General features: G+C 68.8%; 19 protein-coding genes. 9 read left to right on the top strand and 10 right to left on the bottom strand.

Annotation, left to right across the window (positions count from 1 at the left end; all coding sequences use genetic code 11):
* Positions 1-166 precede the first annotated feature (166 nt).
* The 5 genes from V2W30_RS20095 to dnaA all read right to left on the bottom strand — a co-directional run bounded on the left by V2W30_RS20095 (position 167) and on the right by dnaA (position 6,994).
* Positions 167-721, bottom strand: a complete 555-nt coding sequence (locus V2W30_RS20095; RefSeq protein WP_338698404.1) for a DUF721 domain-containing protein — start codon at positions 719-721, stop codon at positions 167-169.
* Positions 718-1,842, bottom strand: a complete 1,125-nt coding sequence (gene recF, locus V2W30_RS20090) for a DNA replication/repair protein RecF (RefSeq protein ID WP_338698402.1) — start codon at positions 1,840-1,842, stop codon at positions 718-720. The genes V2W30_RS20095 and recF overlap by 4 nt, the downstream gene beginning before the upstream one ends.
* Positions 1,843-1,940: 98 nt before the next feature.
* On the bottom strand, positions 1,941-2,816 hold the full coding sequence (gene gnd / locus V2W30_RS20085; protein WP_338698400.1) for a phosphogluconate dehydrogenase (NAD(+)-dependent, decarboxylating): 876 nt from the start codon (positions 2,814-2,816) through the stop codon (positions 1,941-1,943).
* Positions 2,817-2,971: 155 nt separating this feature from the next.
* Positions 2,972-4,102 (bottom strand): DNA polymerase III subunit beta, encoded by a 1,131-nt coding sequence (dnaN, locus tag V2W30_RS20080; RefSeq protein ID WP_018529725.1) that lies wholly within the window; start codon positions 4,100-4,102, stop codon positions 2,972-2,974.
* Between the two features lie 903 nt (positions 4,103-5,005).
* Positions 5,006-6,994 carry a chromosomal replication initiator protein DnaA gene (gene dnaA / locus V2W30_RS20075; protein WP_338698394.1) on the bottom strand — a complete coding sequence of 663 codons (1,989 nt, stop codon included), beginning with the start codon at positions 6,992-6,994 and terminating at the stop codon, positions 5,006-5,008.
* Between the two features lie 385 nt (positions 6,995-7,379).
* On the opposite strand from dnaA, the gene rpmH reads away from it, so the two are divergent.
* From rpmH to V2W30_RS20030, 9 genes are all read left to right on the top strand, one after another.
* On the top strand, positions 7,380-7,517 hold the full coding sequence (gene rpmH / locus V2W30_RS20070; protein ID WP_003967884.1) for a 50S ribosomal protein L34: 138 nt from the start codon (positions 7,380-7,382) through the stop codon (positions 7,515-7,517).
* Between the two features lie 20 nt (positions 7,518-7,537).
* The gene (gene rnpA / locus V2W30_RS20065; protein WP_338698391.1) at positions 7,538-7,909 is read left to right on the top strand and encodes a ribonuclease P protein component; all 372 of its coding nucleotides are present in this window, start codon (positions 7,538-7,540) and stop codon (positions 7,907-7,909) included.
* Positions 7,906-8,256 carry a membrane protein insertion efficiency factor YidD gene (gene yidD / locus V2W30_RS20060; RefSeq protein ID WP_338698389.1) on the top strand — a complete coding sequence of 117 codons (351 nt, stop codon included), beginning with the start codon at positions 7,906-7,908 and terminating at the stop codon, positions 8,254-8,256. Before rnpA ends, yidD begins: the two co-directional genes overlap by 4 nt.
* Before the next feature lie 3 nt (positions 8,257-8,259).
* Complete coding sequence (gene yidC / locus V2W30_RS20055) at positions 8,260-9,567, top strand: membrane protein insertase YidC (RefSeq protein WP_338698387.1); 1,308 nt, start codon at positions 8,260-8,262, stop codon at positions 9,565-9,567.
* A gap of 41 nt (positions 9,568-9,608) precedes the next feature.
* The gene (locus V2W30_RS20050) at positions 9,609-10,121 is read left to right on the top strand and encodes a protein jag (protein WP_338698385.1); all 513 of its coding nucleotides are present in this window, start codon (positions 9,609-9,611) and stop codon (positions 10,119-10,121) included.
* 105 nt (positions 10,122-10,226) lie between these two features.
* Positions 10,227-10,943: a 16S rRNA (guanine(527)-N(7))-methyltransferase RsmG gene (gene rsmG / locus V2W30_RS20045; protein ID WP_338698383.1), complete on the top strand. Its 717-nt coding sequence runs from the start codon at positions 10,227-10,229 to the stop codon at positions 10,941-10,943.
* A gap of 306 nt (positions 10,944-11,249) precedes the next feature.
* A complete protein-coding gene (locus V2W30_RS20040; protein ID WP_338703699.1) occupies positions 11,250-12,326 on the top strand; it encodes a ParA family protein in 1,077 nt (358 codons plus the stop codon).
* Complete coding sequence (locus tag V2W30_RS20035; RefSeq protein WP_338698381.1) at positions 12,323-13,426, top strand: ParB/RepB/Spo0J family partition protein; 1,104 nt, start codon at positions 12,323-12,325, stop codon at positions 13,424-13,426. Before V2W30_RS20040 ends, V2W30_RS20035 begins: the two co-directional genes overlap by 4 nt.
* A 311-nt stretch (positions 13,427-13,737) precedes the next feature.
* Positions 13,738-14,355 carry a GNAT family N-acetyltransferase gene (locus V2W30_RS20030; protein ID WP_338698379.1) on the top strand — a complete coding sequence of 206 codons (618 nt, stop codon included), beginning with the start codon at positions 13,738-13,740 and terminating at the stop codon, positions 14,353-14,355.
* Positions 14,356-14,453: 98 nt separating this feature from the next.
* On the opposite strand, the gene trxA is transcribed toward V2W30_RS20030, so the two are convergent.
* From trxA to V2W30_RS20005, 5 genes are all read right to left on the bottom strand, one after another.
* The gene (trxA, locus tag V2W30_RS20025; RefSeq protein ID WP_338698377.1) at positions 14,454-14,786 is read right to left on the bottom strand and encodes a thioredoxin; all 333 of its coding nucleotides are present in this window, start codon (positions 14,784-14,786) and stop codon (positions 14,454-14,456) included.
* Positions 14,787-14,832: 46 nt separating this feature from the next.
* On the bottom strand, positions 14,833-15,810 hold the full coding sequence (trxB, locus tag V2W30_RS20020) for a thioredoxin-disulfide reductase (RefSeq protein WP_338698376.1): 978 nt from the start codon (positions 15,808-15,810) through the stop codon (positions 14,833-14,835).
* 124 nt (positions 15,811-15,934) lie between these two features.
* Complete coding sequence (locus V2W30_RS20015; protein ID WP_338698375.1) at positions 15,935-16,825, bottom strand: hypothetical protein; 891 nt, start codon at positions 16,823-16,825, stop codon at positions 15,935-15,937.
* Positions 16,822-17,535, bottom strand: coding sequence for an RNA polymerase sigma factor SigM (gene sigM / locus V2W30_RS20010; protein ID WP_338698374.1), 714 nt, complete (start codon positions 17,533-17,535; stop codon positions 16,822-16,824). Before sigM ends, V2W30_RS20015 begins: the two co-directional genes overlap by 4 nt.
* Positions 17,536-17,578: 43 nt before the next feature.
* Positions 17,579-19,306, bottom strand: coding sequence for a protein kinase family protein (locus V2W30_RS20005; protein WP_338698373.1), 1,728 nt, complete (start codon positions 19,304-19,306; stop codon positions 17,579-17,581).
* Positions 19,307-19,313 lie beyond the last annotated feature (7 nt).

The raw sequence follows: 19,313 nt of genomic DNA, 5'->3' as shown, positions 1-19,313 counted from the left end.
CTACCGGTAGCGCCGACAGTGATGGGGGTTTGGCGGTACCTGAGTCCGCACGTGCCGCCCTCAACCGGTCTCGGCCGACTCCCCATATGCGGAGCGGGGCTCCAAGAGGCTCACAGCGGCACTCAGCGCTTCGAGGTGTCAACCCCCCGCTACAGAGGGCGCGCTCTCACCCGTAGGTGTCGTCGCGACCGGTGCTTCCCGGGGCGCGCAAGGGGCCGTAGCGGCGCGGGGGACCACCGGGTCCCTGCACCTTGATGAGGCGTACGGTGCCGTGCCCCAGGTCCTGGTTCAGGCGCGCGACCAGCTGCGGAGCCAGCAGCCTCAGCTGCGTCGCCCAGGCCGTCGAGTCGCACAGCACGGTCAGCACGCGCTCGTCCTCGTCGTACTTCTGCGGGACGCAATGCTTGGCGAGGTCCTCACCGACGATCTGCGGCCAGCGGCCCATGACGCCGCCGACAGCGGCCGGAGTCTCCCACCCGCGCTCGGTGATCAACCGGTTGATGGCAGGGCCGAGCCCCATCGGATCGCGGCCGTCGGCCCGCGCACCGGACCGCAGCCCGCCGCCCCGCCGGGCCTGCTTCTTCTGCTGCGCGGAGGCACCCCGCGCGCGTGCCGCTTCCTTGGCCGCCCGTAGGGCGACGCGCGCGAGGTCGACACCTGAAGGCTCGGGATTCGCCTGTGGCTCCCGCTCCGGGCCACGGGATTCGTCGCTCGTGCTCACAGCCGCTCCACCGTCCCCTCGAAGACCGCGTACCGGGTGCCGGTCAGCACGCCCGGTACGTCGTCGTCGACCGCGGCCGTCACCAGGACCTGCTCACCGGGCGCCACGAGCTCCGCCAAACGCTCCCTGCGCCGCGCGTCGAGCTCGGCGAAGACATCGTCGAGGACGAGCACCGGCTCGTTCCCCTCGGCCCTCAGCAGGTCGTACGAGGCCAGCCGCAGCGCCAGCGCGTACGACCACGACTCGCCATGACTCGCGTACCCCTTGGCGGGCAGCCGGCCGAGCTTGAGGAGCAGCTCGTCACGGTGCGGGCCGACGAGGGTGACCCCCCGCTCGATCTCGCTCTTGCGCGCGCCCTCCAGAGCGGCCATGACCTGCTCGTACAGCTCCTCGCGCGCGTGCCCGACGATCTCCGGGGACGACGGCTTGTACTCCAGCGCCACCGGCCCGCCGCCGGGCGCCAGCTGCTCGTACGCCTTGTCGGCCAGCGGCTGCAACGTCGCGATCAGGTCCAGCCGCTGCGCGAGCAGCTCCGCGCCCACGCGCGCCAGATGCTGGTCCCACACGTCGAGCGTGGACAGGTCCATGGAACGCCCACCGTGCCGCCGGGCCAGCGCCGCGGACTTCAGGAGCGTGTTGCGCTGCTTCAGCACGCGGTCGTAGTCGGACCGCACGCCGGCCATACGCGGCGAACGCGCCGTGATCAGCTCGTCGAGGAACCGCCGACGCTCACCCGGGTCGCCCTTCACCAGCGCGAGATCCTCGGGCGCGAACAGCACCGTCCGTACGATCCCCAGCACGTCACGGGGCCTGACCTGCGAAGACCTGTTGATGCGGGCGCGATTGGCCTTGCCGGGGTTCAGTTCGAGCTCGATCAGCTGCTGGCGCTCGCCCTGGCGGACCTGGGCCCGGATGACGGCACGCTCGGCGCCCATGCGGACCAGGGGCGCGTCCGAGGAGACGCGGTGACTGCCCAGGTTGGCGAGGTAGCCGACGGCCTCGACCAGGTTCGTCTTGCCCTGCCCGTTCGGCCCCACGAACGCGGTGACGCCCGGATCGAGTGCCACCTCGGCCCGGGCGTACGAGCGGAAGTCGGCCAGCGACAGATGCGTGACGTGCATGGTCGTGGGCCGACCTCCCCCAACGTTCTCAACAGCGGTTCTCTACAGCTGTGGATGACTTCGTCCGCCGACCGCGGACCGCGTCCTCAGCCTGTGGACTACTTCTTCTCCACGGCGTGGCCACCGAACTGGTTGCGCAGCGCCGCGATCATCTTCATCTGCGGGGAGTCCTCCTGCCGCGAGGCGAAGCGCGCGAAGAGCGACGCGGTGATCGCCGGCAGCGGGACGGCGTTGTCGATGGCGGCTTCCACGGTCCAGCGGCCCTCACCGGAGTCCTGCGCGTACCCGCGCAGCTTGTCCAGGTGCTCGTCGTCGTCCAGGGCGTTGACCGCCAGGTCGAGGAGCCAGGAACGGATGACCGTGCCCTCCTGCCAGGACCGGAAGACCTCGCGCACGTCCGTCACCGAGTCCACGGCCTCCAGGAGCTCCCAGCCCTCGGCATAGGCCTGCATCATCGCGTACTCGATGCCGTTGTGGACCATCTTGGCGAAGTGCCCGGCGCCGACCTTGCCCGCGTGCACGGAACCGAAGTCACCCTCCGGCTTGAGCGCGTCGAAGACCGGCTGGACCTTCGCGACGTCCTCGGCGGAGCCGCCGTACATCAGCGCGTAGCCGTTCTCCAGGCCCCAGACACCACCGGAGACGCCGCAGTCGACGAAGCCGATGCCCTTGGCCGCGAGCTCGGCGGCGTGCTTCTCGTCGTCCGTCCAGCGGGAGTTGCCGCCGTCGACGACGATGTCGCCGGGTTGGAGCAGCTCGGCCAGCTCATCGACCGTGGACTGGGTCGCGGCACCGGCGGGCACCATCACCCACACCACGCGCGGACCCTTGAGCTTGCCCACAAGCTCTTCGAGGCTGTGGACGTCCGCGAGGTCCGGATTGCGGTCGTAGCCGATGACGGTGTGGCCTGCGCGGCGGATGCGCTCGCGCATGTTGCCGCCCATCTTGCCGAGGCCGACGAGACCGAGCTCCATCAGTGGTTCCTTACGTTGCGACGGGGCGAGAGGTGGTGCGTGACGGTACGGAGCCGTGCGTTCGTACCTGCGTCTGAGCCTAAACCCGGACGCTCATGCACACCTGTGGGCATAGCCGCTCAGGGGAACCCCGAGCGACCTGCCCGTCAGGAGCCTCAGCCCGACAGCCGCACCGGCATGATCAGGTACTTGTACGCGTCGTCCGCCTCGGCGTCCACGGCCGGCTTGCCGGAGAGCAGCGCGGGCTTGGTGGACGTCGTGAACGACAGCTGGGCGACCGGGGAGTCGATCGCGGACAGGCCGTCCAGCAGGAAGGTCGGGTTGAAGGCGATCGAGATGTCGTCGCCCTCCAGGTTCGCGTCGACCCTCTCCACAGCCTGTGCGTCGTCGCTGGAGCCGGCCTCCAGGATGAGCACACCCTGCTCGAAGCTGAGCCGCACCGGGGTGTTCCGCTCGGCGACCAGGGCCACACGCTTGACGGCCTCCACGAAGGGGGCGGTCTCGATGACGGCCACGGAGTTGAACTCCGTCGGGAACAGCGTGCGGTACTTCGGCAGGTCGCCCTCGAGGAGGCGGGTGGTCGTGCGACGACCGGCACCCTCGAAACCGATGAGGCCCTCGCCGGCACCCGAACCCGACAGCGCCAGGGTGACCGTGTCACCGCTCGTGAGCGCCTTGGCGGTGTCCAGGAGCGTCTTGGCGGGCACCAGGGCGACCGCGGACGCCTCGGGGTCCTCCGGCTTCCACAGGAACTCGCGCACGGCGAACCGGTAGCGGTCGGTGGACGCCAGCGTCACCGTGTCGCCCTCGATCTCGATGCGCACACCGGTCAGCACGGGCAGCGTGTCGTCGCGTCCCGCGGCGATGGCCACCTGCTGCGCGGCGGAGGCGAAGACCTCGCCCGGGACGGTGCCCGTCGCGGTCGGCATCTGCGGCAGCGCCGGGTACTCCTCCACAGGGAGGGTGTGGAGCGTGAAGCGCGAGGAGCCGCACACCACGGTCGCTCGTACACCGTCTGTGGAGATCTCCACGGGACGGTTGGGGAGGGCGCGGCAGATGTCGGCGAGAAGGCGGCCGGAGACGAGCACCGTGCCTTCTTCGTCGATCTCCGCGTCCACCGAGACGCGTGCCGAGACTTCGTAGTCGAAGCTCGACAAGCTGAGTGCGCCCTCCTCGGCCTTCAGGAGAAGGCCCGCGAGGACGGGCGCTGGCGGTCGTGCCGGGAGGCTGCGCGCCGCCCAGGCCACTGCCTCCGCGAGTACGTCGCGTTCCACCCGGATCTTCACCGTAAGCCGCCTCCTGCGTGTTGCTGGCTGCTCTCGCCCTGCATTGGTCTCGGTCTTCGTCGTCAGACGTCGGTGTCGCTCGGTCCACAGCTGGGGAGGACACCGGGGAACAGTCTGACGCACCGCACTGACAGTCGTTGCCCGCCTCGGTCAAGTCGTGCCGAGCCGCGGTCGAGGTGCCGAGAGCGAGTTGTGCACAGCCCCGTCTTCGAAGCGGATTCCCAGCTCTCTCTAGTTGGGAGTAGTAGTAGGGGCTGTGGAAACCGTGGATAACCACCTTTTCGCAGGTCAGGCCCGGTTTTTTGTCCACTGACCCTGTGGGCCGAGGCGGTGGATAACCGCCCCCGTCTGTGGACGGCGAAAAGTTCTGCACACACGATGCACAGCCTCGGGGTACTTCTCCCCAACGTCGTCCCCAGCTTTACCCGCGTTCCCCACAGCCCAACCGACCCCCTTGGTGTGACGCCTTTCACTCGCCACGGTGACGAGGCGCGTCGCGTTGCCGAACAGTGGACAGCCGTGTGGAGAAGCTCCCGATCACTGTGCACAACGGCTGTCATCCTGTGGGTCGACGGTGGACAACGACATGCACACCCTGTGGACAGGATTTCTCTCCACAGCCTGTGGATATCTTTTGTCCACGGATCCACAGGTGCCTGACCTGGCCTGATGCTCTGTCACCACTCCTTGCTGTGGACGCAGTCTGGACAACTTTCCGGTCCCCAGGGTGTGGATCGAAGAAATCCGGCACATCTGTGGAGAACACCCGTAACGCGCCGGGAAATCGAACAGCACCGCGGCGCCGACCGCGCAGGCGGACGAAGAACGGACGTGGAGCGGACGCGGAAAGGCGCCCCGGGAGACGTTCCCGGGGCGCCCTTGAGAGCCGTTACCGGCCGTGTGTCAGCCGTTCTTGATGCGGTTGGTGAGCTCCGTGACCTGGTTGTAGATGGAGCGCCGCTCGGCCATCAGCGCGCGGATCTTGCGGTCCGCGTGCATCACGGTCGTGTGGTCGCGGCCGCCGAACTGCGCGCCGATCTTCGGCAGGGACAGGTCGGTGAGCTCGCGGCAGAGGTACATCGCGATCTGGCGGGCCGTCACCAGGACGCGGCTGCGCGAGGATCCGCAGAGGTCCTCGACGGTGAGTCCGAAGTAGTCCGCGGTCGCCGCCATGATGGCCGTCGCCGTGATCTCCGGGGCCGCGTCCTCGCCGCCCGGGATCAGGTCCTTGAGGACGATCTCCGTCAGGCCGAGGTCCACCGGCTGCCGGTTGAGCGACGCGAACGCCGTGACGCGGATCAGCGCGCCCTCCAACTCGCGGATGTTGCGCGAGATGCGGGACGCGATGAACTCGAGCACCTCCGGCGGGGCGTTGAGCTGCTCCTGCACGGCCTTCTTGCGAAGGATCGCGATACGGGTCTCCAGCTCGGGCGGCTGGACGTCCGTGATGAGGCCCCACTCGAAGCGGTTGCGCAGCCGGTCCTCCAGGGTCACCAGCTGCTTGGGCGGCCGGTCGCTGGAGAGCACGATCTGCTTGTTCGCGTTGTGGAGCGTGTTGAAGGTGTGGAAGAACTCCTCCTGCGTCGACTCCTTGTCCGCGAGGAACTGGATGTCGTCGACAAGAAGGATGTCCATCTCGCGGTAGCGCTTCCTGAAGGAGTCGCCCTTGCCGTCGCGGATGGAGTTGATGAACTCGTTGGTGAACTCCTCGGAGCTCACGTAGCGCACGCGCGTGCCGGGGTAGAGGCTGCGGGCGTAGTGCCCGATGGCGTGCAGCAGGTGGGTCTTGCCGAGGCCCGACTCCCCATAGATGAAGAGGGGGTTGTAGGCCTTGGCGGGTGCTTCGGCGACGGCGACCGCGGCCGCGTGGGCGAAGCGGTTGGACGCGCCGATGACGAACGTGTCGAAGAGGTACTTGGGGTTCAGTCGGGCGGTCGGTTCGCCCGGACCCGTCGCCGGCGCCGGCTGTGCGGCGAGCGGACCGGGGGCGCCGCTGGGCACGCCGCGTCCGCCGGGGCCGCCGTCCGGAGCGCTGTGGCGCCCACCACCGCGCGGGGGCTCTCCGCGGTCGCGTCGAGGCTGGCGGTCGTGCTGCTGGTCGTAGCCGCCGCGCTCCTCGTAGCCGCCGCGGTCTTCATAGGAGGGCCGTTCCGGTTTCTGCTGCTCGTAGGGGGAGCGCTCCTGCTGCTGGTCGTAGCGGCCGCGCTCGGGCTCGTACCCCTGCTGCTCGTAGGGAGACCGTTCCTGCTGCCGGTAGTCGTGCTGCTGCGGGGGCGACGCGTACGGGTCGCGCTCCGGGAAGCCGAGCCGGGGTTGCTGCCAGCTGTACTCGTCCTGCTGCGGTCGCGGCCAGGCGCCCGGCTCGGGGCGCTGGTAGTCCGGGTAGGCGGGGCGGGCCGTGGGGAGCGGGTCGGCGCGGGGCGTCTGGGGCTGCTCGCCGCGCGGGCCCTGTCCCTGGCCCTGGCTGTGCTCGTCCTTGCCGCGGCGGTCGTACCCGTCGTAGCCGTCGTACGTGTCGCGGCTCTCGTACGTGTCATGGCCCTGGCCCGCGGGGGCCGAGGGCTGCTCGGTGTCCTCGTAGCGGTGCTGCTGGACCGGCGGGGCGGGCTGCTCCCCCACGGAGTCGTCGACGGTGATCGCGATCCGGATGGGGCGGCCGCACTCGCGGCTGAGGGTCTCGCTGACGACGGGGGCGAGTCGGCCTTCGAGTACGCCCTTCGCGAATTCGTTGGGGACCGCCAGGAGGGCGGTGTCGGCGACGAGGGCCAGGGGCTGGCAGCGCCGGATCCAGTGTTCGTCCTTCGTCTCGACGCCCTGCCCGCGGCCTTCCCCGAGGAGTTGTTCCAGAACTCGTGGCCACACTGCGGCAAGATCGGCAGGTACGTCAGCCACAGGGCACGCTCTCTCGCTGGTCCCACGAACGTGTGGTTCTCGGGACGGATCGGGAAGAAAATCGGGTGGGGTGGTGAGAAGGGAACGAATCGGAGTTCAGCCACGGTAGTCAGCGCGACCGCTGCGGTTCAAGTTGTTGTCCCCAGCCTGTGGACAGTGTCTCCCGTGTGACGCCGGTTTGACCGGATGGCGTAGCCGCGCGTACCGTGACCAGGTCGAGTTGTCGATGGCTGCTGCCGCCTGCCTCCGATGGGCAAGGTCACGGGTCGCAAGATCTTTGCGGTTCGTGTAGCGGTGCACTCGGGCGTATTGCGAGCTTCTCGTGGGCGCACGGTGACAGCCAGGCGATGTCCCGCCACCACCCGATTTCTTCTGGAGCCCCCGAGTGAGCAAGCGCACCTTCCAGCCGAACAACCGTCGTCGCGCCAAGACCCACGGTTTCCGCCTTCGCATGCGGACCCGTGCCGGTCGTGCGATTCTCGCCAACCGTCGTGGCAAGGGTCGCTCCAGCCTGTCCGCCTGATCTAGTAATCAGGTCATGACGTGCTGCCTACCGAGTATCGGCTGAGGCGGCGCGAAGACTTCGCGACCGCGGTACGCCGAGGACGTAGGGCCGGACGCCCGCTCCTCGTCGTCCATCTACGCAGCGGTTCAACGGACCCGCACGCGCCTGGGGAGAGCGTTTCCCCACCGCGTGCGGGTTTCGTCGTGAGCAAGGCCGTAGGTGGAGCCGTCGTACGGAACGCGGTGAAGCGCAGACTTCGACACCTCATGCGCGACCGAGTGGCCTTGTTGCCCCCAGGTAGCCTGGTAGTCGTACGCGCGTTGCCCCCCGCGGGCGACGCCACCCACGCACAGCTGGCCCGAGACCTGGATGCCGCCCTGGAGCGGCTGCTGGGAGGGGGCGCGCGATGAAGTACCCGCTGCTTGCTCTGATCAAGATCTACCAGTGGACCATCAGTCCGCTGCTCGGTCCGGTGTGCAAGTACTACCCGTCGTGCTCCCATTACGGCTTCACGGCCATCGACCGGCATGGTGCGATCAAGGGCACGGCCCTGACCGCTTGGCGCATCCTGCGGTGCAATCCGTGGTCGCTCGGCGGTGTCGATCATGTTCCGCCGCGTAAGCGTCCGCGGTGGCACGAAATGCTGCGCAACGCCTGGCGCGAACGCAAGGGCGGGCCTTCCGCCGCCGGCGCGCCTGCCCAGGGCTCCCCGGAGAGCCTGGCCGCCGAGACCCCGTCCCATGCTCAAGGAGCTTGATTAGTGGACACGATTGCCGGTTTTTTTAGTTTCATCACGACGCCAGTTTCTTGGGTCATCGTCCAGTTCCACTCGATGTACGGGAAGATCTTCGGTCCCGACACGGGCTGGGCCTGGGGTCTGTCCATCGTGTCCCTGGTGATCCTGATCCGGATCTGCCTGATCCCGCTCTTCGTGAAGCAGATCAAGTCGACTCGGGCGATGCAGACGCTGCAGCCCGAGATGAAGAAGATCCAGGAGCGCTACAAGAACGACAAGCAGCGCCAGTCCGAAGAGATGATGAAGCTGTACAAGGAGACGGGTACCAACCCGCTCTCCTCGTGCCTTCCCATCCTGGCGCAGTCGCCGTTCTTCTTCGCGCTGTACCACGTGCTCAACGGCATCGCGACGGGCCAGACGATCGGCGTCATCGATGACGATCTGCTGGAGAGCGCGCGTAAGGCGCACATCTTCGGCGCCCCGCTGGCCGCGAAGTTCACGGACAGCGCCGACAAGGTCGCTTCGCTCGGCGCGACGCTGACCGACGTCCGCGTCGTCACGGCGATCATGATCGTCCTGATGTCGGCGTCGCAGTTCTTCACGCAGCGCCAGCTGATGACGAAGAACGTCGACACCACGGTGAAGACCCCGTTCATGCAGCAGCAGAAGATGCTGATGTACGTCTTCCCCGTCATGTTCGCCGTCTTCGGTATCAACTTCCCGGTCGGTGTCCTCGTCTACTGGCTGACCACCAACGTGTGGACCATGGGCCAGCAGATGTACGTGATCCGCAACAACCCGACGCCGGGTTCCAAGGCGCAGGCCGCGTACCTGGAGCGTCTGCTCAAGCACACGACGCACGCCGAGAAGATCCGTCTGCGCCGCGACCGCAACGTCGTGAAGGCGATCGTGGCCAAGGGCCGTGACCGCAACGAGTTCGAGCGCAAGTTCATCAACGGCCTCACCAAGGCCGGGCTCGCCGCTCAGGCCGACGGTGCTGTGGTGAAGAGCACGGCGGCGACCGCGGTCCTGGACGAGGACGGCGTGCCGACGACGACCGGTACCGGCGCTCCGAAGCGCCAGCAGCCCAAGCGTCAGTCCAAGTCGCAGCGTCAGTCCGGGGCCACCGCGCAGGGTTCGGCGAAGGACGACTCCGAGCCTTCTTCGGACAAGCCGTCGCTGGTGAAGAAGGATGAGCCGCAGGACGCCAAGCCGCAGGACAAGCAGTCCGGGGGCGCCAAGCCCGCCGGTGGCTCGCAGCAGCGCAGCAAGGCCAAGTCCGGGCAGCGCAAGGGCGGCCCGCAGCGGCCGAAGTCCCCGTCCAAGAAGTAACACCTCGACGTAAGTCTTTGACGTAAGAAGGAGTCCATCCCGTGACGGAAGGCACCACCTCCGCCGCTCCTGACGCCGGCGACACCCTGACCCGCCTGGAGCAGGAGGGCGAGATCGCTGCGGACTACCTCGAGGGTCTGCTGGACATCGCCGACCTCGACGGCGACATCGACATGGACGTGGAGGCCGACCGGGCCGCCGTGTCCATCGTCAGTGACGCGGGCAGCCGCGATCTTCAGAAGCTGGTGGGCCGCGACGGCGAGGTCCTGGAGGCTCTCCAGGAGCTGACCCGTCTGGCCGTGCACCGGGAGACCGGTGACCGCAGCCGCCTGATGCTGGACATCGCCGGGTACCGCGCGCAGAAGCGTGCCGAGCTCACCGAGCAGGGCGCCAAGGCCGCGGCCGAGGTGAAGAGTTCCGGTGAGCCGGTCAAGATGAAGCCGATGACGCCCTTCGAGCGCAAGGTCGTGCACGACGCGGTCAAGGCCGCCGGCCTGCGCAGCGAGTCCGAGGGCGAGGAGCCGCAGCGCTTCGTCGTCGTGCTTCCTGCCTGAGCGGCACGTCGCTTCCCGGCCCCGTCTGTTCGCAGGCGGGGCCGATCTTTGTCAGCCTGTTAGTCAGCCACCCATGCGGTAGTGCGGTACGGAAGGACGGTCCCCGTGACGGAGGCAGCAGAACTCCCCCCGGCTCCGGAGCAGGCCCGGACGGTGTTCGGCGAGCGCTATGCGGACGCCGTCCGGTACGCGGAGCTCCTCGCTGACGCGGGAGTGCAGCGTGGCCTCATCGGCCCTCGTGAGGTTCCGCGTCTGTGGGAGCGGCACATCCTGAACTGTGCCGTGCTCTCCGAGGTGGTCCCGGAAGGTGTCACCGTGTGCGACGTCGGTTCGGGCGCCGGGCTGCCGGGCATCCCGTTGGCCCTGGTCCGCCCGGACCTCAAGATCACCCTGCTTGAGCCTCTTCTGCGGCGTACGACATTTCTCACGGAGGTCGTCGAGCTGCTGGGTCTCGACCACGTGACGGTGGTGCGTGGGCGTGCGGAGGAGGTCCTCGGCAAGCTTCCGCCGGTGCACGTCGTCACGGCTCGTGCGGTGGCCCCGCTGGACCGGCTGGCCGCGTGGGGCGTTCCGCTGCTGCGGCCGTACGGCGAGATGCTGGCCCTCAAGGGCGACACGGCGGAGGAAGAGGTCAAGAGCGCGGGTGCCGCCCTGAGCAAGCTGGGTGCGGTCGAGAGCTCGGTGCTGCATGTCGGTGAGGGCGTGGTCGATCCGCTGTCCACCGTCGTGCGGGTGGAGGTGGGCGAGAGCCCCGGCGGTGTGCGTTTCGCCGCCAAGCGTGCCAAGGCGGCCCGTACCGGCCGTACCCGCCGCAGGCGTTGAGCGCCTGCGGGTCGAGGGAGTTGTGTGATGAGTGCCGCTGATCCGTCCTGAGGACCAGCGGTACTCCACAAAAGCTGTCAAACGTACGCATCTCGGGGTGTCGCACGGGGGTGTACCAGGCTGCGGTGCATCGTGTTTCACGTGAAACGTCGCTCACTGCTGCATGGCATCATCAGTCGCGGCCGCGCAGCGGCCGCTCCCCGCGACCGTAGGCCTCTCGGATCCCTCGATCCGGACACGGAGTTGTCCACATCAGGGGATTCATCCACAGAAGACCGGGCCTCGCTGGTTCTCGACCCCGAAGGCATGGGAGGCTCTGTTCATTGCGAGCCTGAAGTCGAGGAGAGTGAATCCTTGCGGTCCGACGCCAACATCGCGGGACCGATGACCGATCCGGTCCCCGGTCCCCGTACCGAATCGGCGGGGGAGGATGTTTCACGTGAAACACCGACCCCGATGGACGACACCCCCATCGGTCGCGCTGCCCAACTGGCAGTAGAAGCTCTCGGACGTGCCGGCGAAGGCCTGCCACGTCCTGAGCAGACCCGCGTCATGGTGGTGGCCAACCAGAAGGGCGGGGTCGGCAAGACCACGACCACGGTCAACCTTGCCGCGTCGCTCGCGCTGCACGGCGCCCGCGTTCTGGTGATCGACCTGGATCCACAGGGCAACGCCTCCACGGCTCTGGGTATCGACCACCACGCCGAAGTTCCGTCCATCTACGACGTGTTGGTGGAGAGCAAGCCGCTCTCCGACGTGGTCCAGCCTGTCGCGGATGTCGAGGGTCTCTTCTGTGCCCCGGCCACCATCGATCTCGCCGGGGCGGAGATCGAGCTGGTTTCTCTGGTGGCACGTGAGAGCCGGCTCCAGCGCGCCATCCAGGCGTATGAGCAGCCGCTGGACTACATCCTCATCGACTGCCCGCCGTCGCTCGGCCTGCTGACGGTCAACGCGCTCGTCGCGGGCGCGGAGGTCCTGATCCCGATCCAGTGCGAGTACTACGCGCTGGAGGGCCTGGGGCAGCTCCTGCGGAACGTGGATCTGGTGCGGGGGCATCTCAACCCGGACCTGCACGTCTCGACGATCCTTCTCACGATGTACGACGGGCGTACCCGGCTGGCCTCCCAGGTCGCCGAGGAGGTCCGGAGCCACTTCGGCAAAGAGGTTCTGCGGACGAGTATTCCGCGCTCGGTCCGCATCTCGGAGGCGCCGAGCTATGGGCAGACGGTGTTGACCTACGATCCGGGTTCCAGCGGTGCGCTTTCCTACCTCGAAGCAGCACGGGAGATGGCGCTGCGCGGTGTAGGGATCCACTACGACGCCCAGCACGCCCACGCGGGCACTCAACTTGACCAGCAGAGCATGCCGGAGGGTATTCAGTGAGCGAGCGACGGAGGGGACTGGGCCGTGGTCTCGGCGCGCTGATCCCGGCGGCACCCACCCCTGAGAAGAACGGATCGACGAGCCCGGCACGGGCGTCGGCTTCCCCCAGCGCCGTTCCGGTGCTGACCGCGGAGCGCGGTGTGGCGGCGGCGAAGGTGGCATCGCTGTCGCAGAGCGATGTTTCACGGGAAACGGAGACGCCGGCGCGGGACGCGGTGGCGGACTTCGAGCGTGCGGCGGGGGGAGCGTACTTCGCCGAGCTTCCGCCGGAGTTCATCACGCCGAACCCGCGCCAGCCGCGTGAGGTGTTCGACGAGGACGCCCTCGCCGAACTGGTGACGTCCATCAAGGAGGTCGGTCTCCTCCAGCCCGTGGTCGTGCGGGAGGTCGGGCCGGACCGCTACGAGCTCATCATGGGCGAGCGCCGTCTGCGGGCCAGCCGCGAGGCGGAGCTGGAGCTGATCCCCGCGATCGTGCGGGCGACGGACGACGAGAAGCTTCTTCTCGACGCGCTGCTGGAGAACCTGCACCGGGCGCAGCTGAACCCGATCGAAGAGGCCAACGCCTACGAGCAGTTGCTCAAGGACTTCAAGTGCACGCATGACCAGTTGGCGGATCGGATCGGTCGGTCGCGTCCGCAGGTCTCCAACACCTTGCGGCTCCTGAAGCTCTCGCCGGCGGTGCAGCGTCGTGTCGCGGCGGGCGTGCTCTCCGCGGGTCACGCTCGTGCGTTGCTCTCCGTGGAGGATTCGGAGGAGCAGGATCGTCTCGCCCTTCGCATCGTCGCCGAGGGTCTGTCGGTGCGGGCCGTCGAGGAGATCGTGACCCTCATGGGTTCACGGTCGACGAGCACCGCGCGTGCCAAGGGGCCGAGGGCCGGGGGCCGTGTCTCCCCGGCGTTCAACGAGCTGGCCACGCGGCTCTCGGATCGCTTCGAGACGCGGGTGAAGGTCGAGCTCGGCCAGAAGAAGGGCAAGATCACCGTCGAGTTCGCTTCGCCGGACGATCTTGAGCGGATCCTCAGCACGCTGGCTCCGGGAGAGAGGCTCGCGTTGCAGGAGAGCCTCCAGGAGAGCGCGGCGGAGGATCAGGACAGCTGATCCTGTCCGCCTCGCCCGGTCATGCGGAGCGGGCCGTGTCCGGTGTGTACCGGAACACGGCCCGCTCTTTGCTTTCCTACGGTATCGACGGAATCGCATCCTGGTTACGATGCGATCGGGAAGAGCGCATCCACCCGGCAGCACCTCATTGGGGAGGGCGGGGTCATGCCATCGGTGAGTCGCACCGGACTGATGACCGCAGGTCTCGGACTGGGCGCGGTCGGCGGATTCGTCGGCAGCCTGCTCAGGGAACGGAGCGCGCTGACAGCTGCCCGCGTCGCCGCGGGTGAAGGAAGCGAGGAACTGCCTTCATGGGGCGTCGGCTCGTACCGCTCACGCTGGACAACCTTTCGGACCTTCCCCAGCGTTGCCGGTCGTGCGTCTTCTGGGAACTGGACCCGGTCAGCGGCCAGGCCGCGGTAAAGGCTGGAACCCCGGAGCTGGAGAAGGAAGCCTGGATCTCGGCCGTTCTCCTGGAGTGGGGCTCCTGCGGACGCGTGGTCTACGTCGATGACGTCCCGGTCGGCTTCGTGCTCTACGCACCGCCCGCCTATGTCCCCCGCTCCACGGCGTTCCCCACGAGCCCGGTGTCTCCCGACGCCGTCCAGCTGATGACGGCGTGGATCACGCCGAACTACCAGGGACAGGGCCTCGGGCGCGTCATCGTGCAGACCGTCGCGAAGGATCTGCTGCGCCGGGGCTTCAAGGCGATCGAGGCGTTCGGCGACGCCAAGGGGAAAGAACCCGCGTGCCTGCTCCCCGCCGATCATCTGCTGGCGGTCGGCTTCAAGACGGTCCGGCCGCACCCTGCCTATCCGCGGCTGCGCCTGGAGCTGAGGACGACGCTGTCCTGGAAGGAGGACGTCGAGATGGCTCTGGACCGGCTGCTCGGCGCCGTACAGAAGGAGCCCGCGCTGCGGCCACTGTGATGGGCCGGAGAATGCCGAAGGGCCAACCCGGACGGGTTGGCCCTTGCGTGTTTCACGTGAAACAACGTCTGCTGCTTCCGTGAAACGGCGTCATCGAACTACTCGGCGATGAAGTCCTCGAGGTCACGCACGATGGCGGCCTTCGGCTTGGCACCGACGATGGTCTTGGCGACCTCGCCACCCTGGTAGACGTTCAGGGTCGGGATCGACATGACGCCGTACTTGGCGGCCGTGCCCGGGTTCTCGTCGATGTTGAGCTTGACGACCTCGATCTTGTCGCCGTACTCGGCAGCGATGGCCTCGAGCGACGGCGCGATCTGGCGGCACGGACCGCACCAAGCGGCCCAGAAGTCGACCAGGACGGGCTTGTCGCTCTTGAGGACGTCCGTCTCGAAGGAGTCGTCCGTCACGTTCTTCAGGTTGCCGGCCACAGCGGGCTCCTCATTTTCTCGGGGGTTGCGGGAGAGGGAGTTCGGATCAGACCGTGGCGGTCTGGGTCTTCTCGGGCTCCGCGGCCTCGCCGTCGGCGAGCGCGGCAAGGAAGCGCTCGGCGTCGAGAGCGGCGGAGCAGCCGGTACCGGCTGCCGTGATCGCCTGGCGGTACGTGTGGTCCACGACGTCACCGGCGCCGAAGACACCGGTCAGGTTCGTGCGCGTCGACGGAGCCTGGACCTTCAGGTAGCCCTCGTCGTCCAGCTCGAGCTGGCCCTTGAAGAGCTCGGTGCGCGGGTCGTGGCCGATCGCGATGAACAGACCCGTCACCGGCAGCTCGGAGGTCTCGCCCGTCTTGAGGTTGCGCAGCGTCAGGCCGGCGAGCTTCGGGTCGCCCTTGATCTCGGCGACCTCGCTGTCCCAGACGAACTTGATCTTCGGGTCGGCGAACGCGCGCTCCTGCATCGCCTTCGAGGCGCGCAGGGTGTCGCGGCGGTGCACGATCGTCACGGACTTGGCGAAGCGCGACAGGAAGGTCGCCTCCTCCATCGCGGTGTCGCCGCCGCCGATCACGGCGATGTCCTGGTCCTTGAAGAAGAAGCCGTCGCAGGTCGCGCACCAGGAGACGCCACGGCCGGAGAGCGCGTCCTCGTTGGGCAGGCCGAGCTTGCGGTGCTGGGAGCCGGTGGTGACGATGACGGCCTTCGCGCGGTGCACGGTGCCCGCGGTGTCCGTCACGGTCTTGATCTCGCCGGTCAGGTCGACGGCCACGACGTCGTCGGGGATCAGCTCGGCGCCGAAGCGCTCGGCCTGGCCGCGCATGTTGTCCATGAGCTCGGGGCCCATGATGCCGTCCTGGAAGCCCGGGAAGTTCTCCACCTCGGTGGTGTTCATGAGCGCGCCACCGGCGGTGACGGCGCCCTCGAACACCAGCGGCTTCAGCGACGCGCGCGCGGTGTAGAGCGCCGCCGTGTAGCCGGCGGGCCCGGAGCCGATGATGATCACGTTACGGACGTCGCTCACGGCTTGATTCCTCGTCTCTGCGGGACTGCTGCGTACTGCCGGGGAGAGACCCTTCTCGGGACTCTCACCCCACCCAACGGATCCTACGGGGCTTGCATTCCCGAGATGTCCGGGCGCTTCGGTCTCAGCCGCGGTCGTAGTCGTGGGTGTACAGCAGCTTGCCCTGGGAGGAGCCCGTCGTCACGCAGGAGGCGTCCACGACGAAGGCCGTGACTCGTCGGGACGGCTCGCTCTGGTGGGGCAGCACGACGAGGTAGGCGTCCGTGCCGCCGTACGTGCCCTTCTCCGCGGCGATCGGGTCCTCGCTGCGGTGGGTGCCGAGCTGGACGCAGGCCGGGACCGTGGGAGCGCCCTTCTTGATGTTGGGAGGAGCCTGCGGCGACTTGGGGCCACCGGTGCTCTCGGTGCCGATCGACGGTTCGCCGAGCAGGTCCGACACCTTGGTCTTGAGCGGTGTCCCCGCGAAGGTCTGGGCCGTGCCGCTCGTGTGGTTCTCCGCCACGTTGGGAGTGTCGCCTCCGCCCTGGACGAGGAGCCCCCAGACACCGAGGGCGGCCACTGTGAGGACGGCGCCGACCGCGGCCCCCGTACGGCGTCGTGCGGAGCGAGGCCTGCGGCCGGGGCCGGTCCCGGCGCGCGGGTGTCCCGTCGGCCGGTCCACGGCGTGCGGTGTCGCCGTGGAGGCGCGGTCGGTCGATGTTTCACGTGAAACAGGCGCGGTCGTTTCGCGCACGGATTCCAGCGGCGCCTCAGGAGCCAGGGTGTCCAGCAGGGCCTCGGCGGCCAGTGCGGCGTCGATGCGGTGGGCGACGTCCTCGGGCATGCGCGGGGGGCCGGGCAGGGTGCCGAGCATCCCGCGGATCTCTTCCAGCGAGGCGTAGACGTCGGCGCAGAGCGCGCAGCCGTCGAGGTGGCGGCGGAGATCCGAGGTGCGGGAGGGAGACAACAGGCCTTCGGCGAGATCGGAGATCTCGGTGACCTCCGGGTGCTCCGCCGTGTCGGTCGTGGAAGTCACGCTCGCCCACCTCCGCCCTTCACCGCAGCCGAATCACTTGGTCCTGCCTCGTCCCGAGGCCCCGCTGCGGGTGGGACGGATGTCCCCTGCGTCCGGTTCCTTCGGGGGGACGGGTTCTCGCCACTTCCTTCGTCCCCGCCCTCGTCGCGCAGATGCGTCACGAGGGGGAGGAGGCGTGCTCTGCCCCGGGCGCAGCGGCTCTTGACGGTGCCGGTGGGCACGTCGAGGACGCGGGCGGCCTCGGCCACCGGGTACCCCTGCATGTCGACCAGGACGAGGGCCGCCCGCTGGTCGGCGGGCAGGGATCCCAGGGCTTCCAGCAGTTCGCGGTGGAGGTCGTTGCGCTCGGCGGGCGCCGCGGCGGACTCGTGGGGTTCGAGCAGCTGGTCGAGGCGCTCGGTGTCGTCGACGGGTGCGGTCTTCCGCGAGGCCATCTTGCGGGCCCGGTCCAGGCACGCGTTCACGGTGATGCGGTGCAGCCAGGTCGTCACGGCGGACTGCCCGCGGAAGGTGTGCGCGGCCCGGTAGGCGGAGACCAGTGCGTCCTGTACCGCGTCGGCGGCCTCCTCCCGGTCCCCCAGCGTGCGCAGGGCGACGGCCCAGAGGCGGTCGCGGTGGCGCCGTACGATCTCGCCGAAGGCGTCCTTGTCCCCCGCGACGTGGCGGGCGAGGAGGTCCTGATCGCTCGCTTCGCCCAAGGCGTCGTCCACTGTCGAACCCCCTCCCCCTGGCGAGTCCCGATGTCCCGGTGCGTCAGCCGGTGAACTTCACGTTCGTGATGCCCTGCTTGTAGCCGGCCTGGCTGTACCCATCCTGGCCCGCCTTGGGCAGTGCGGTCAGCCAAACGAGGACGTAGCGCGTCTTGACCGGCTTGTCGGCCTTCACGCTCGCCGAGGCGCTCTCGGTGGTGGTCTTGGCCCCGATCCGATCCAGGCCGCTGACGGAGGACGGGCTGAGCGAATCCGCGGCGTAGAGCGAGACCGCCGTGTGGTCGCCGGTGTAGCGAAGCCCTATCGACGCGGCCGACACCTCTTGCGTCGAGCCGAGGTCGTAGACGATCCCGACCCCCGGCTTTATGACGAGCTCGGGGCCGTCCACGAACGACTTGGTCCGCCAGTACGAGGCGCTGTCGTCGTCGTACGTCTTCGCCACGTCGGCCGGTGCCTGGGCGTCGCCCTCGGCCACGTACTCCTTGGCGTCCTTGATCGTGATCGGCTTGGTCGGCTTCTTGTCGTCCTTGCCGCCACCGCCGTCGGTGGTGTGTGTGGTCTCGGAGCTGTCGGAGTTGCCGCGGTCCATGAGGGCGTCCGCGAGCTGCCAGCTGCCGAGGCCGAGGGCCGCGATGAGCAGAGCGGAGACGGCCCACTTGAGGGCCTTCCCGGTGCGGCTCTGCAACGGGGCCGGAGGCGCGGGCACGGGCTGGGTGGCGCCGAGCGGCGCCGGGCGGCCGTACGTCCCCTGCTGGTACGTGGTCCGCTGGTACTCCGGAGGCGCGGTGAACGCGGGCTCCGGCGGGCGGATCTTGGGCATCTCGCCGATGGCCTTCACCAGGTCCTCGGGCGTGGTGCACGGGGGTTCCTGACGGGACGCCGTCGCCCCGTCGTTGGCGAGCGCGCGCATGGCGAGCTCGGCGAGGCCGCGGTGGACGCCGGCCCGCACCTGGTCGGGGGCGATGAGACCGACGTCCTTGGGTAGCCCTGACAGGCCGTACGCGTCGTTCTCGTACGGCCAGCGCTGGGTCAGGGAGGCGTAGAGGAGCGCGCCGATCGCCTCGGCGTCGGTGCGCTGGGGGGTGTCGGAGGTGATGCCGCGCAGCGCCGCGTTCACGGCGAGGCCGCGGATGCGCCACTGGCCGGTGGAGGTGCGCAGCACGGCGCTCGGCGTGAGCCGCAGGTGGGCGAGGCCCTCGCGATGCGCGGCCGCCATGGCGTAGGAGACCTGGCTGACCATCTGGTACGCGTCGTGCGCCTCGAGGGGGCCGACGGCGAGCAGGGCGGTCAGTTCGGTGGCGTCGGGCAGCCACTCGTGGACGACGTAGACGAGGTCGTTCTCCTCGACGGCGTCCAGGACCTGGACGAACCGGGGGTCGCCGAGCAGCGCCGACGAGCGGGCCGCGGCGAGCACCGAGCGGGCCCGCGGGTGGTCGGCGGGCAGCAGGTGCACGCCGACGGCGCGGCGGAGCTTCTCGTCCACCGCGCGCCAGCTGCTGAAACCGTCCAGACGGGTGACGCACTCTTCCAGCCGGTAGCGTCTGGCGAGCTTGTGGCCGCTGTGCAGCTCGGGCGGTGAGGAGGTGCCGGGGCTCACATGTGTCCCCGTCTCCGCGGTGTCCGCGGGCTCCTCACGCGCCGGTGTGTCCAGCTCTTCGGTCTTGGCCACCCCGTCGGCCGTGGCCTGCTCCGCCTTGTCCGCGCTGGCGGTCAGCGGTTCGTCCCCGCTGTTGTCGGCCACGTCGACGGCAGCCGTGCTCCGTTCCGCCACCGTCGCT

Origin of the sequence: Streptomyces sp. Q6 (assembly GCF_036967205.1) — a bacterium.
In the GTDB taxonomy this organism is placed as follows: Bacteria; Actinomycetota; Actinomycetes; order Streptomycetales; family Streptomycetaceae; genus Streptomyces; species Streptomyces citrinus.
The sequence above is the reverse complement of the archived record's forward strand: the minus strand, read 5'-3'. Positions and strand labels throughout refer to the sequence as shown.